This window comes from Aurantimonas litoralis (assembly GCF_026153195.1).
GTDB classification, from domain to species: domain Bacteria; phylum Pseudomonadota; class Alphaproteobacteria; order Rhizobiales; family Rhizobiaceae; genus Aurantimonas; species Aurantimonas coralicida.
In genome coordinates this window covers 256,511-270,070 of the sequence record NZ_JAPFBM010000008.1, presented here as the reverse complement: position 1 = coordinate 270,070, position 13,560 = coordinate 256,511, and the positions used below count along the sequence as shown (strand labels likewise).

Sequence of the window (13,560 nt, the reverse complement as noted above, 5' to 3'; positions counted from 1 at the left end):
GCGATAATCCCCATGACAGACGTGATCAGCGCTCTCGGAGAGCAGGGCATCAAGCTCCGCTCGGCGGCTGCCGGAACCCACAAGGTGATTTGCCCGGCATGCTCGCACCAGCGGCGCAAGAAGACAGAACCGTGCCTGTCGGTGACGGTGGAGCCGGAGGGCAGGGCGGTCTGGAACTGCCACCACTGCGGCTTCGCCGGGGCGACCGGTGGCCGGGACCATCGGCCATCAGCCAATACCCGTGGTTCTCGCAGCTACCGCCGTCCCGAGCCGGTGGAGAACCCGCAGCGGCCGGACAAGCTGCTCGAATGGTTCTCCGGACGCGGCATCTCGGCTGAGACCGTCATGGCGGCCGGCATCTATCGGACCAAGATCTGGTTTCCGCAGACCAACGGCGAACTGGATTGTATCGCGTTCCCCTATGAGTGGGCCGGCGCCCTGCGGAACGTGAAATACCGCTCGGCGGAGAAGCACTTCCGCCAGGAGAAGGACCCAGAGCCGGTCCTCTACAACGCGGACAGCATCGTCGTCGGGCAGGACCTGATCATCTGCGAAGGCGAGATCGACGTGCTGAGTTTCATCGAGGCCGGCTTCGAGTGTGTGGTCTCGCTGCCCAATGGCGCCCCGTCGAAGCCCGAGGCGAGCGAACGGCGATACGAGCCACTGGCGACGCACGCCGACGCTCTGGAGGCTGTCAGCCGCGTCTTCATCGCCACCGACATGGACGGCCCGGGCGAGATGCTGGCCAACGAGCTCGCGCGCCGCCTTGGCAAGGATCGCTGCTGGCGGGTGCGCTTTCCGAACCGAGACGACATCCAAGAAAAGGACGCCAACGACACGCTGTTGCATCACGGCGCCGACGCAGTGCGCCGATGCGTGACGGATGCGGAGCCATGGCCAATCGACGGTCTGCACGACGCCGGGGAATTCGCCGACGAGGTGCTCGACCTCTACCACGGTCGCGGCCCGCAGCCGAAGTCTACGGGCTTCCCGGAGATGGACCGCGCCTTCCGCTATCAGCCGGGACAGTTCATCGTCGTCACCGGCATTCCCAACCATGGCAAGAGCCGCTGGCTCGATCAGGTGGCAGTCCAGACGGCGCGCATGAATGGCGACCGCTGGGCTGTCTTCTCACCGGAGACGGGAGACGCCAACCATATCGCGGACCTCTGCGAGATCTGGGCCGGCTTTCCGTTCCACGATGGCCCGACGCAGCGCATGACCCCGAAGGAACTCGCCGACGCGATGGCGTGGGTGAGGGACCGCTTCGTGTTCATCAATGCCAAGGACCACACCCCGGCAATCGACTGGGTTCTGGATCGCGCCAAGGCCGCCGTCATCCGCCAGGGTGTCCGCCACCTGATCATCGACCCGTACAACGAGATCGAGGCCAGCCGGCCCACGAAGCTGACGGAGACCGAATTCATCAGCCAGTTCATTTCGAAGTGCAAACGCTTCGCCGCGCACCACGACGTGACGGTCTGGATCATCGTCCACCCGACCAAGATCCGGGCAGCGCCGGGAGAAAGCCGTGAACCGATCCCGACGCTATACGACCTTGCCGGCTCCGCGCACTGGCGCAACAAGGCCGATGCCGGCCTCGTCGTCTACCGCGACTATGCGCGGGACCAGACGCTGGTGATCTCGAAGAAGATCCGCTTCCAGCCGCGCTGCGGAGAGCCGGGCACGGTGAAATTCGAGTTCCTCGGCGCCCATCGGAGGTTCGAGGAGATCCCGCAGACCTATTCGCGCCTTGGCACATCGGCGGAGGCGGCCTGATGCGGAAGATCTCATGGTGCCCGACATCGGCTAAGGCCAAGGAATCCGTGGAAGTGCCGACGCGCCAGAAGGCGAGGGAGCGTCCCTCTTCACGCCTTCGGCTGCGCGAGACGGCAAAGCCGCGGCTGGGCGAGCTGCTGGCGATGGCCGACGCGCTCCACTGGTACGCGCTGCAGGTGCCGCCTCAGAAGGAGTTTGTCGCGCAGGTCATTCTGGAGCGTTACGGGCTGCCGACATACGTTCCGACACGCCACGAATGGCGCCGGCGCAGCAAGTTCTCAAAGGAGAAGGAGCTTCGCAGCTATGCCGTGGCCCCGCGGTATGTGTTCGCGGGCTTCCGACCCGGACTTCCGCTCTGGTTCGACCTGTTCAACCTGCCGGTCATCAGCGCCGTGGTCGGCATCAGCGGTACGCCGGTACAGATCCCGGCGCCTGCCATGCGTGCGCTCCTACGCTCCACCGGGAGCGGCCTCAATTCGCCGGCCGCGCACCGCTTTATGCACACCCACCATGAGTTTGCCGAGGGCGATCTGGTTGAGGTCATTGATGGCCCATTCGCCGGCCAGACAGTTCCGGTGAAGTCGATCGCAGGCAATAAGGCGAAGGTGGCCTTGGCGTTGTTCGGCGGTCTTGTGGACGAACTGGAGGTGCCGCTTGAAATCCTCGTGGCAGCGGAGTAGATATGGTTACAGGACGATCCGGGTCCCTGCCATTGCGGCATCACCCGGACCCAGCCATCCCGCCAAGTGGACCGGCACTCCTGAAGGTTTATGGGCTCGCTTCGGCGGGCCTCTTGCATCTACAAATGGCGAGACGCAGTATCTAGACGGAGTCTGCGCCTCGCATTTCACTAACGGTGCTGAGCTTACTTCTGCCCCTTCTTCTCATCCTGAGACAGGACTGAGGCTGCGAGCTTCTTGGAATCAGCAGCCGTAGCCTTCTTCGCTCCGCTAAGCACCTTAGATGCCAGCGTCGACGTGCTTGAACTTGATTGCTTCTTTGCCACTTGCATCTCCCATGGTCACGACCGCAGGATTGATTGCGGCAGGCTGGAACGCAAGGGAACGTTTGGGACGCGGTAGCTTATCCACCGGTATGGTGTGCAAGTTTCGCCGACCGGTACGGTCAATCGGTTTGCTTCCGCAAAACGTCATTGCATCCCAAGTTCGCCATAAGCCTCTCAATGTCGGATACAACGGATATTTTGATTGCAGCGCTAGCGTCGGATGATCGGATTGCCAAATCGGCGCATGCTTTATGGAGAGGGTTTTCGATTGGGCTGGGCTCGCCTTGACGTTGAACAGCCGGCGCGACTGCTATGAGACCAATTTTCTCTTGCTGTTCTTCGATCTTCTCGCTGAAGCGTTGGATGCGTAGCTCAGCCGTTATGCCCCAGCTAAGAGCTGCTAGTCCAATACCTGATCCAATCAGCAAGTCCCTCATCTGCATATTTTACGCCCGACGAATATAGAAGAATCTCTGCCGCGAGAATGTTAGCCTCATTTGCAGTCGGATGGCTTTGTCTTTTTGAAATTGTCCGAACCCGTCCAAAGCGATCTCCAGAGCTTCTCTTTTTCGTCTTCGTCATCAGACAGATTTGCGGCTAGTAGCCACTGAGTTAAGATGACATCCTCTCCGCCATTCAGCGTGTGTTGTCCTGACCAACTCGTAAGTGAGCCAGTAGCTCCGAGTGCGGCAGAGAACGCAATCAGATCACCCGCGACATAGCCCGTGATCGGGACAGAATTTCCTACTCCCGACCCTACACCGGTTGTGAACGTCCCGCCGACTTCGAACTGATCGGGCGCTGTCTCTGTGACGGTTAAGTCGATCGTCGAACACCGCTCATTCCACCACTTTCCGGGAAAGATCGACGATGGGTCTGGCGCCGATTCCGCAAGCGCCGGCGAAGCGAGCAAGACCATACAAGCTGCGAGTCTTATACCCATCATGAGAACCTCCCGAGCGTGATTACTTAAGGTAATATAGCCGGCTTCGGCTGGCAAAGTCGATGGACAAATACGCGTTCGTCAGGAGGTCAGTTTGTGCCATATCGCCCGTCGACGCATCGCACTTTCGGCTCATTTTCTGGAAGAGAAGCCAAGAGGGAGAGAGACAAGGCCAACGACAGATGGCGCGGCTCCGCTGCATCACGCGGCTATGACAGCCGATGGCAGAGGGCACGACGCGCCTATCTCGACGCTCACCCGCTATGCGCTCGGTGCGAGGCTTCGGGGCGCGTAGTCGCTGCAACCGTCGTCCATCACCGGATCGCACACAAAGGCGACAAGACACTGTTCTGGGAGCGGGACAACTGGGAAGCGGTCTGCCAGCCATGCCACGATGGACCGATCCAGTCCGACGAACGAGCAACCGGGGGGCCGTCTAAAGTCTAGGGTCTCTTCGCTAAAGACCGGTGCGGTAGACTCTTTTCTGCACGTGCAAAACTGGAACCCGAACATGGCCGGTGGACGACCACGCAAGCCGACGCACCTGAAGGTCGTGTCGGGCACGGCGCAGAAGTGCCGCATGAACCCGGATGAGCCGCAGGCGGAAGTCGGCACACCGCAGCCCGCGGACTGGCTTTCAGAGCGGGCGACGGTGATCTTCTTCGAGACCTGCGCCTCGATGGAGCGCATGGGCACGCTGAGCCTGGAGTGGGGAAACGTCATCGCCGACTACGCCTCGTGCGTCGAGGAAGTCGAGATCACCACCGGCATCATTGAAGACCTTGGGCGAACCTACACCACGACGACGGCAGCCGGCGACACGATGTTCCGCCCACGGCCGGAAGTGGCAATGCGATCGGACGCGATGAAGCGGGCGCAATCGCTGCGCGCTGAATTGGGGCTCGGGCCGGCGGCAAAATCCAGGGTATCGGCATCGAAGCGCAATGAAGACAACCCGTTCAACGCGCTCGGATAAGCCTGCGAGTTACGTCGGCAGGGCCAACAGCTACGCGCGCGATGTCGCCGCCGGCAAGATCCTTGCCTGCAAATGGGTGCGGCTCGCTTGTCAGCGGCATCTCGACGACCTTGCGAAGCAGAAGGACAAGGCGTTCCCCTACCGGTTCGATCCGGCGAAGGCTGAGAAGGTCTGTCGGTTTCTGGAGCTGCTGCCTCATTCGAAAGGCGAGTGGGCTCGCAAGGGGCTGAAGCTCCAGCTTGAGCCATGGCAGTGCTTCAAGACATCGGCTCTGTTCGGCTGGGTCCGCAAGCGGGACGGTCTACGGCGGTTCCGCAAGGCGCTCATTCTGGAGCCGCGCAAGAACGCAAAGTCGACATGGGCTGCCGGTGTCGGCCTCTACATGCTGACAGCGGACGGCGAACATGGCGCAGAGGTCTATTCGGGCGCCACAACAGAGCGGCAGGCTTGGGAGGTGTTCGGGCCTGCGCGCCTGATGGCGCAGAAAACCCCAGCGCTTCAGTCGGCGTTTGGCCTCTCGGTCAATGCATCGAACCTGCATATCCTGGGGAACGGATCGAAGTTTGAGCCGGTGATCGGCAAGCCGGGCGATGGTTCTTCCCCGACCTGCGCGATCATCGACGAGTACCACGAGCACGAAACAGACGTTCAGGTCGACACGATGGAGACGGGCATGGGCGCCCGTGAGCAGCCGCTGCTGCTAATCATCACGACTGCGGGCGACAACCTTGCCGGGCCATGCTTCGCGGCTATGGAAGACGCGCATAAGGTGCTGGAAGGGCTGGTCGAGAACGACGAACTCTTCGCTCTGATTTACACAGTCGATGCGGATGACGACTGGACGAGCGAAACCGCTCTCCGCAAGGCGAACCCAAACCTCGACGTGAGCGTGAAGGGCGAGTTCCTACGCGCTCGACAGCGCGACGCGATCAACAACCCGCGCAAGGTCGGCATCTTCAAGACCAAGCACCTGAACCTCTGGGTGCAGGCGCGCGACGCCTACTTCAACATCCAGCGCTGGACGGAGAGCGCAGACCCTTCGCTCAAGATCGAAGACTTCGCCGGCCAGCCGTGCCGCATCGGTGTTGACCTTGCCTCGACGATCGACATTGCCGCCGTCGAGATCACATTCCAGCACGGCAACGGCTTCGCCCGTTTCGGGCGCTACTACCTGCCGGAAGCAACGATCGAGCAGGGCGAGAACGAGCACTATCGCGGATGGGAGAAAGCCGGCTGGCTGACCCAGACCGATGGCGACATGATCGACTACGTGACGATCCGCGACGACCTGATCGGGCTGACAACGCTATTCCAGGTCGAGGAAATCGCCTTCGATCCGCACCAGGCGATGATGATGATGTCGGAGCTTGCGCAAGAAGGCGTGCCGGTTGTCGAAGTCCGGCCGCTGGTGCTGAACTTCTCGCCTGCGATGAAGCAGATGGACGGCCTGATCCGGTCGCGGAAGATCGCCCACAACGGCGATCCGGTGTTCACGTGGATGCTGTCCAACGTCGTCGCCAAGCCGGATGCGAAGGACAACGTCTATCCTCGCAAGAACCGGCCAGAGAACAAGATCGACGGGCCGGTGGCGCACATGATGGCGCTGGCTCGATGGATGACGATTGACGAGGGAGCCGGCAAGATGAACGACTTCTTCGCAAGCTTGGTGGATGCCGCGTGAACGTGCTTCGCAAGATGGCGGACTATGTTCGCAGCCTCGTCATTCGAGAACCCGACGCCTGGGTTGATGGCTCTCACCGCGGCGATGCGGGCGAGGTGGTCAACGACCACACCGCGCTTTCGCTGTCGGCCGTGTGGGCCTGTCGCAATCTGCTTTGCGGCACCGTCGCCTCGTTGCCGTTGATGGTCTATCGCACACGAGAGGATGGCGCCCGCGAGGTGGCGCGCAATCATCCGCTCTATCGCATTCTCCATGACAGCCCGAACTTCGAGCAGACGGCGGTCGACTTCCTCGACTTCCTGTGCTCGTCGATCGAGCTGCGTGGCAACTCTTATGCAAGGGTTCGCCGCGAGGGCGCTCGCATCGTCTCGCTGGTCCCGATTCCGCCGGACAGGATGGCGGCTCGTCGGCTCCCAAGCGGCGCTCTCGAGTACCGCTGGACCGATGACAGAGGACGCCAGTTCACGGAAGCAGAGACGAATATCCTGCATGTTCGCGGGCCGGGCGGCGACTCCATCAGTGGCATGTCAACGCTTCAGTTCGGGCGCAACGCATTTTCTCTGGCGACCGCGACGGATCGAGCCGCGGCCAGCATGTTCCGCAATGGCCTCCGCCCTTCGGTCGTGCTGAAGTTCAAGAACTGGCTTACGAAGGAACAGCGCGATCTCACCGAAACCCGCCTCGCTGAGAAGTACCTCGGCGCGGTCAACGCCGGGCGCCCCTTCATCCTGGAAGGCGACACCGATCTCAGCACGGTTTCGCTGAGCGCCGAAGACGCACAGATGCTGGAGAGCAGGTCCTTCTCTGTCGAAGAGATCTGCCGGTTCTTCGGGGTGCCGCCGTTCATGATCGGCCACACCGAGAAGTCGACAAGTTGGGGCACCGGCCTTGAACAGCAGACGCTCGGCTTCCTGAAGTTCTCGCTTCGCCATCGGCTCAAGCGCATAGAGCAGGCTTTCGAGAAACAGCTTCTGACGCCCGCAGATCGCGCTGCCGGCATTATCATCGAGTTCAACATCGAAGGCCTTCTACGGGCCGACAGCAAGGGCCGTGCCGAGTTCTATCGCGAGATGACGCAAATGGGCGCGATGACCATCAACGAGGTCCGTTCTCGCGAGAACCTGCCGCCGGTCGAAGGTGGCGACGTGCCCCGGATGCAGTCCCAGAACGTGCCGATCACTGACGCCGGACAGGCGCCAGCAGCGCTACCGCAGCCTCAAGGGAATTGACGAGATGAAGACCAAGGATGCAGCCCTGCTGATCAAGCAGGCGGCGCCGGTGCTCGACATCAAGGCGCTGGACAAGAGCGGCGAATTCGAGGGCTACGGTTCGACCTTCGGCGGCGAGCCCGACAGCTACGGCGACGTGATCGCGGCCGGTGCCTACGCAGAGAGCCTTGCGGCTCATTCGGCCAAGGGCACGATGCCGAAGATGTTCTGGCAGCACGACCCATCGGAGCCGATCGGCAAGTGGCTTGCTGCCGAGGAAGACGACCGCGGCCTGCTGATGCGTGGCAAGCTGAACATGAACGTGCAGCGCGCCAAGGAAGCCTATGCGCTTCTGAAGGAAGGCGACATCGATGGCCTGTCGATCGGCTATCGCATCAAGGAATACTCCGTCGACACGGACACCGGGATCTGGACGCTGGAAAAGCTCGATCTGCATGAGGTGTCCGTCGTGTCGATCGGCGCCAATGAGAATGCCGTCGTCTCCAGCGTGAAAGCTGCGAAGGCGGCGCATGAACTCAACGATCGTCTGAAGGCCGGGGACCGGCTGACAGAGCGCGAATTCGAGACTTGGCTCAAGGGATTGGGCTTCTCGAATTCACAGGCGGAGCGTGCCGCGCGCGTCCACCTGAAGGGGCAGGGGGAACCTGCCGAAGCGGAGAACGACGGGCTCGCATTCCTGCGCGCTCTCACGGCCTGACGGCCATTTTCCCCAAGTAAGGAGGTTCCCGTGATGGAACTCAAGCACGCTGCCCTGACCGGCGGCTCCCTGGCGCGCGTCGCCAGTTTCGCAGACACCCACCGCTTTCTGCCCCGCTTTGCATTTGAGGCACCGGACAAGCCGAACGGCGGCGGCCAGAAGACGGCCGAACAGCTCGCAGCCGAGGTCAAGGCCGCGCACAGCGAAGCCGTCGACAAGGTGAAGGCGGTCGCCGAGGAAGCGCTCGGCAAGGCCAAGGCCGGCGAAGAATTGTCGGCCTCGCTGAAGCAGACGGTCGATGAGGCCCTCGTCAAGATGAACGAGCTGGCAGAACAGGCTTCGGGCATCGAGCAGAAGATGTCCCGCGGCGGTAGCGATGAGCACGAGCGTCGCAAGTCGATCGGTGAGCAGTTCGTCGAGAGCGAGGGCTACAAGGCTTTCGAGGCAACCGGCTTCTCCAAGAGCGCCCGCGCTGCCGATCTCAACGTCAAGGCGACGCTGACCACGGCTACCACCGATGCTGCCGGCTCTGTCGGCGATGCGGTGAACCAGACCCGTCTGCCGGGCATCATGCCGCTCGCGCAGCGCCGCATGACCGTCCGCGATCTGCTCACTCAGGGCCAGATGGACGGCAACACGCTGGAGTACGTCAAGGAGACGGGCTTCACGAACAGCGCGGCGCCGGTCGCGGAAGGCGCTGCCAAGCCGGAATCGGATCTGAAGTTCGATCTGGTCTCGACCTCGGCGAAGGTGATCGCGCACTGGATGAAGGCTTCGCGTCAGGCTCTGTCGGACGTGTCGCAGCTTCGCTCGATCATCGACCAGCGTCTGCTGTACGGCCTCGCCTATGTCGAGGAAGCGCAGCTTCTCAACGGCGACGGCACCGGCCAGAACCTGAACGGCATCATCCCGCAGGCGACTGCCTACTCGGCACCGTTCACGCCTTCGGCGGCGACGGCCATCGACACGATGCGTCTCGCTATGCTCCAGGCGGCGCTGGCCGAATACCCGGCGACCGGTCACGTCATGCACCCCACCGATTGGGCGCGCATCGAACTGACCAAGAATGCCGGCGGCGACTACATCATCGGCGTTCCGCAGGGCACGGCTCAGCCGACGCTCTGGAGCCTGCCGGTGGTGACGACCCAGGCCATTTCGATCGACAAGTTCCTGACCGGCGCGTTCCAGCTCGGCGCGCAGGTCTTCGATCGCTGGGATGCTCGCGTCGAGACGGGCTACGTGAACGACGACTTCACGAAGAACCTCGTCACGATCCTCGCCGAAGAGCGTCTGGCTCTGGCCGTGTATCGGCCCGAGGCCTTCATCTACGGCGATCTGGGCTTCGTCGCCTAATCGTTCGGCTCATCACGGAGGGCGGCCTACGGGGCGCCCTCTTCATGAACCGAAGGAGTCACTGCCATGAAGTACGAAGTGATCCGACAGCACCTCGGAGACCGGATGTATATGCCCGGCGACGAGCGTGAGATCTCGGAGGGCGACGCCGCTGCGCTGGTGCGGAATGGTGTTCTGAAAGAGCCGGGCAAGAAGGCAGAGCCGGCGTTGAAAAACAAGATGGAAGCAGCCCCGGCGAACAAAGCCGCACGGGCATCGAAGAACAAGAGGCGCTAGGGCTATGCGGTATTCAAAGCAGCGCACGATGGCCGGCTTCATCGGGGCGACGGGTGGCCTGCCGCTCGCGCCCGAGAATACGGTTACCCCGACGATCACCGGCACTGCGACCGAGGGTGAGACCCTGACTGCGGTCGGCGGTACTTGGACCGGTCGGGAAGCGCCCGTGCTGACCTATCAGTGGGAGCGCGACGCCGCGGCGATAGAAGGCGCGACCGGATCGACCTATGACCTTGTTGCCGACGATGTGGGCGCGGTCATCACTGTGACGGTTACCGGCACGAACTGGACCGGCTCCGCGTCCGAAACGAGTGCGGCTACCGCCGCAGTGGCGGCAGCGTAATGATCTCGCGTCCGCCGGTTCTCATCACGGCGCCGGCGGCGCTCCCCGTCGCGCTGGCCGACGTGAAGCAGCACCTCCGCGTCGATCATGACGACGAGAACAGCCTGATCACGACTTATATCGAGGCAGCTACGGCTCACCTCGACGGCTACAGCGGCGCCCTCGGCCGCGCGCTGATCAATCAGGAGTGGCGCCAGGACTTCGACGGCTTTTGCCGCATCCTGCGCCTGCCTCTGCCGAACGTTTCGGCGGCCGCGGTCACATACGACGATGCCGATGGCGTTGAGCAGACGGTGGACAGCGGATCGTTCCGCATCCTGTCCGACCACATGAGCGCTTACGTTGCAGCCTCGCTGGATACCGTCTGGCCCTCGGCGCGCATGGACGCGGGGTCTGTCCGAGTCACATTCACCGCTGGCTTTGGCGATGAACCTGCTGACGTGCCGGCGTCGCTGCGATCGGCGATCCTGCTGATGGTCGGCGATCTGTATGAGAACCGTGCCACCGTCTCGGAGCGGGGCGCTGGTCGGATCGACATGAGCTTGACGGTCAACGCGCTGATCGCGCCCTATCGAAGGATGACAATCTGATGCCGATCATCGACAATTACCGAAGCCACTCGATGGGTTCGAGCGCTTCGAGCGGAACCCTTTTCGCCATCACGGCTGCCGATGCCGACCTCGCCTATGTCACGCGCGGCCTCTACGTTGGTGGCGCTGGCGATCTGGTCGTTCGTCCCGCAGACGGCGGTGATGATGTGACCTTCGTTGGCGTCGCTGCCGGAACCACGCTGCCCGTTCGGGTCACTCAGGTGCGCGCGGCTTCGACGGCGACCGACATTGTCGGCCTCGCCTAATGCTTGGCCTTGGCCTGTCTCTTACCGGCCTGTCGGTGCGTCGGGGCGGGGGGGGGCTACAGCAGCCGACGTGTTTCTGGTTCCCACCGCAGCAGCAACGCGGCCAAGCTACGGGACGGTTTCTGCGGTCGCCAGTTATACGCAGGGCGACTTCTCCATGGCAGGGGCCGGGACAAGCGGCACGAAGACGTTCACCCGCTCCGGTGGCCATCCATCCGCCGATGCAGGAACCGGCACATGGTATGCTGTGGTCGAGTACGACGACGGCTCGCGCGAGTTCAATGTCGTGGTGTCGGGCGCAGGAGATGTGTTCACGCTGGCGCATTCGCTGACGGGGGCAGCCGTTGGGCTGCACAACGCGCATTCAGCCGCAACTGGGCAGCATCTATCCACCGAGGGCAGCAAAGCTCTCGCGCAATATCTCTGGGGCCAGACGCGCAAGCGGGCGTTCCGTGAGACATCCGAGTTCAGCCTGTGGCACGGCGACAAGTTTCTATACAACTCCGACAGTCTCTACACACCGCAGACGTGGAACCCCTACGGCGGGCTTGCGCTAAACGCGATCAACTTCGCCAGCACTGCCAACGCCTCGACATCTACCCCGAAGTTCATCCACTCCAATTCAACGATCTGTGTGAACGTCAACACCGACGCCGCGGGCGAGGGTGTGTCCCTCGACATCGCGACCGGTGGCAAGCACCTCATGCTGGCCTTCTCGTGCGGGATCAATGACAGCACGCTGGCGGCTGCCGGATCAGTGACGGTCCTTCGCGACGGCGTGAGCATCTATACCAAGGCGTTCAACACCTTCCTGTCCTGGCATGAAGTGGAGATCTCCGAGGGGTCGACGGATATCGAGATCCGGGTCACTCGCACGACCGCTGGCACGACAGCCTACTCTCTGCGGATCGGAGAAGTTCACGCGGCCGATCTGACAGATTTGGCTGCGGGCGATGATCCCCTGATCGGGGCAGACGACAAGGTTCTCCTGATTGGGGATAGCTGGTTCGATGATGGCGACGCCTATGGGGCACCGTTTGACACGGAAATACGCGCGCTGATGACGGCAGCCGGTGGGGCGGGCACAATCACCAACGAGGCCATCGGCGGCAGCAAGATCAGCGATTGGAGCGCAAGCCTTGCCGGCTGGCTCACGACCTACCAGCCGACGAAGGTCGTGCTGCATACCGGCATCAATGAACAGAATTCAGGAGTTACCGCAACAACGCTCTGGCAGCAGATCAGGGCAGTGCTGGAGCAGATCAGGGCATCCGGCGCGGACGCCGTTTATCTGATGCAGGGTTGCATTTCTTCGGAATCCCTATCGCAGGAACTGTTCAAGAAAATGGCGATGCAGGACGTTGCCGATTACGACGATCGGTATCCGGCGCTGAACGCTGAGTGGCTGACCACCGCAACCACAGCGGAACTTGGCAACGCCACCACGCTCGTCAACCTTCGGTCCAAGGGCGACGCTGGGCGTCAAGTCACCCGCGTGAACGACAGCGTCGTGGTCGCACCGAATGGTCCTCTGCCGGCTGACGGATGGACTGCCGTATGATGCCTGACTTCCTCGCCATCAGCGCGGCAATATGGGCGGTCCTCGGGGCCGCCTTTTTCATGTGAGGGCAAGATGGACGCAGGACGCATCGATCGCCGCATCACCATCGTGCGCGAGACGGAAACCGGGCGTGATGCGTTCAACGAGCCGATCTACAGCACGACCGAGACGACCGTCTGGGCTTCCAAGGAAGACATCCGAGACGGCGAGCGATGGACGGCGCAGGAGGTTGGCGCCGAGGTGACGACCCGCTTTCGCATCCGCTGGGCTGCGACGTTCGCGGATCTCGATCCCCAGGCGAGCATCACCTTTGACGGCAGGTCCTACAACGTCGTGGCAGTTAAGGAGATCGGGCGCCGCGAGGGCCTGGAGATTACTGCCAACGCAAGGGCTGACTGATGGCCGAGACGGTCAAGGTCGAGGGCCTTCGCGAGCTTGAAGCGGCGCTGAAAGAACTGCCGCGGTCGACTGGCAAGGCGGCGCTGCGGCGGGCACTCAAGAAGGCAGCGCAGCCGGTTGCCGACAGCGCGGCATCAAAAGCCCCGGTGGACGAGGGCGCGCTGCGCGAGAGCATCGGCGTCGGCACCAAGCTCACCCGCCGGCAGCGCGGTGTTCACCGCAAGATGTTCAAGAGCGACAAAGCTTCGGTCGAGATGTTCGTCGGCGCTGGTGGTCTGCCGCAGGCGATCACGCAGGAATTCGGAACGGTCGATCATAGCCCGCAGCCGTTCATGCGCGCTGCCTGGGATGCCGAGAAAAATGGCGTCCTCGAAAGCATCAAGGATGATCTCTGGGCCGAGATCCAGAAGGCCGCACAGCGCCACGCCCGCAAGATGGCACGGCTCGCCAGGAAGGGCTGA

At 62.5% G+C, this 13,560-nt stretch carries 16 protein-coding genes; 15 read left to right on the top strand and 1 reads right to left on the bottom strand.

Annotated features, from left to right (window positions below):
- The first annotated feature begins 12 nt into the window (after positions 1–12).
- A complete protein-coding gene (locus N7I30_RS16680; protein WP_498640256.1) occupies positions 13–1,779 on the top strand; it encodes a DnaB-like helicase C-terminal domain-containing protein in 1,767 nt (588 codons plus the stop codon).
- Positions 1,779–2,459: a transcription termination/antitermination protein NusG gene (gene nusG, locus N7I30_RS16675; protein WP_498640254.1), complete on the top strand. Its 681-nt coding sequence runs from the start codon at positions 1,779–1,781 to the stop codon at positions 2,457–2,459. Before N7I30_RS16680 ends, nusG begins: the two co-directional genes overlap by 1 nt.
- An 819-nt stretch (positions 2,460–3,278) precedes the next feature.
- Here nusG and N7I30_RS16670 read toward each other — a convergent pair.
- Positions 3,279–3,704, bottom strand: coding sequence for an avidin/streptavidin family protein (locus N7I30_RS16670; protein WP_498640338.1), 426 nt, complete (start codon positions 3,702–3,704; stop codon positions 3,279–3,281).
- A gap of 120 nt (positions 3,705–3,824) precedes the next feature.
- Here N7I30_RS16670 and N7I30_RS16665 point away from each other — a divergent pair, with 120 nt between their 5' ends.
- The 13 genes from N7I30_RS16665 (at position 3,825) to N7I30_RS16605 (ending at position 13,560) form a co-directional block, all read left to right on the top strand.
- Positions 3,825–4,175 carry an HNH endonuclease gene (locus N7I30_RS16665; RefSeq protein ID WP_498640252.1) on the top strand — a complete coding sequence of 117 codons (351 nt, stop codon included), beginning with the start codon at positions 3,825–3,827 and terminating at the stop codon, positions 4,173–4,175.
- A 64-nt stretch (positions 4,176–4,239) separates the two neighbouring features.
- Positions 4,240–4,704, top strand: coding sequence for a P27 family phage terminase small subunit (locus N7I30_RS16660; RefSeq protein WP_370194851.1), 465 nt, complete (start codon positions 4,240–4,242; stop codon positions 4,702–4,704).
- On the top strand, positions 4,673–6,385 hold the full coding sequence (locus tag N7I30_RS16655) for a terminase large subunit (protein WP_498640249.1): 1,713 nt from the start codon (positions 4,673–4,675) through the stop codon (positions 6,383–6,385). Before N7I30_RS16660 ends, N7I30_RS16655 begins: the two co-directional genes overlap by 32 nt.
- Entirely contained in the window at positions 6,382–7,614 is a 1,233-nt protein-coding gene (locus N7I30_RS16650) for a phage portal protein (RefSeq protein WP_498640247.1), read from the top strand. Before N7I30_RS16655 ends, N7I30_RS16650 begins: the two co-directional genes overlap by 4 nt.
- A 4-nt stretch (positions 7,615–7,618) precedes the next feature.
- Positions 7,619–8,311, top strand: a complete 693-nt coding sequence (locus N7I30_RS16645; protein WP_370194848.1) for an HK97 family phage prohead protease — start codon at positions 7,619–7,621, stop codon at positions 8,309–8,311.
- A 33-nt stretch (positions 8,312–8,344) separates the two neighbouring features.
- Positions 8,345–9,664: a phage major capsid protein gene (locus N7I30_RS16640; protein WP_498640245.1), complete on the top strand. Its 1,320-nt coding sequence runs from the start codon at positions 8,345–8,347 to the stop codon at positions 9,662–9,664.
- A 66-nt stretch (positions 9,665–9,730) separates the two neighbouring features.
- Positions 9,731–9,940 (top strand): hypothetical protein, encoded by a 210-nt coding sequence (locus N7I30_RS16635; RefSeq protein ID WP_498640244.1) that lies wholly within the window; start codon positions 9,731–9,733, stop codon positions 9,938–9,940.
- Between the two features lie 28 nt (positions 9,941–9,968).
- On the top strand, positions 9,969–10,283 hold the full coding sequence (locus N7I30_RS16630; RefSeq protein ID WP_498640242.1) for a hypothetical protein: 315 nt from the start codon (positions 9,969–9,971) through the stop codon (positions 10,281–10,283).
- Positions 10,283–10,873 carry a head-tail connector protein gene (locus tag N7I30_RS16625; protein ID WP_498640240.1) on the top strand — a complete coding sequence of 197 codons (591 nt, stop codon included), beginning with the start codon at positions 10,283–10,285 and terminating at the stop codon, positions 10,871–10,873. The genes N7I30_RS16630 and N7I30_RS16625 overlap by 1 nt, the downstream gene beginning before the upstream one ends.
- Positions 10,873–11,139, top strand: a complete 267-nt coding sequence (locus N7I30_RS16620) for a spike base protein, RCAP_Rcc01079 family (protein WP_370194842.1) — start codon at positions 10,873–10,875, stop codon at positions 11,137–11,139. The genes N7I30_RS16625 and N7I30_RS16620 overlap by 1 nt, the downstream gene beginning before the upstream one ends.
- Positions 11,140–11,209: 70 nt before the next feature.
- On the top strand, positions 11,210–12,700 hold the full coding sequence (locus N7I30_RS16615) for an SGNH/GDSL hydrolase family protein (protein ID WP_498640238.1): 1,491 nt from the start codon (positions 11,210–11,212) through the stop codon (positions 12,698–12,700).
- Positions 12,701–12,772: 72 nt separating this feature from the next.
- Positions 12,773–13,099, top strand: a complete 327-nt coding sequence (locus tag N7I30_RS16610) for a phage head closure protein (protein WP_498640236.1) — start codon at positions 12,773–12,775, stop codon at positions 13,097–13,099.
- Positions 13,099–13,560 (top strand): HK97-gp10 family putative phage morphogenesis protein, encoded by a 462-nt coding sequence (locus N7I30_RS16605; RefSeq protein WP_498640234.1) that lies wholly within the window; start codon positions 13,099–13,101, stop codon positions 13,558–13,560. The genes N7I30_RS16610 and N7I30_RS16605 overlap by 1 nt, the downstream gene beginning before the upstream one ends.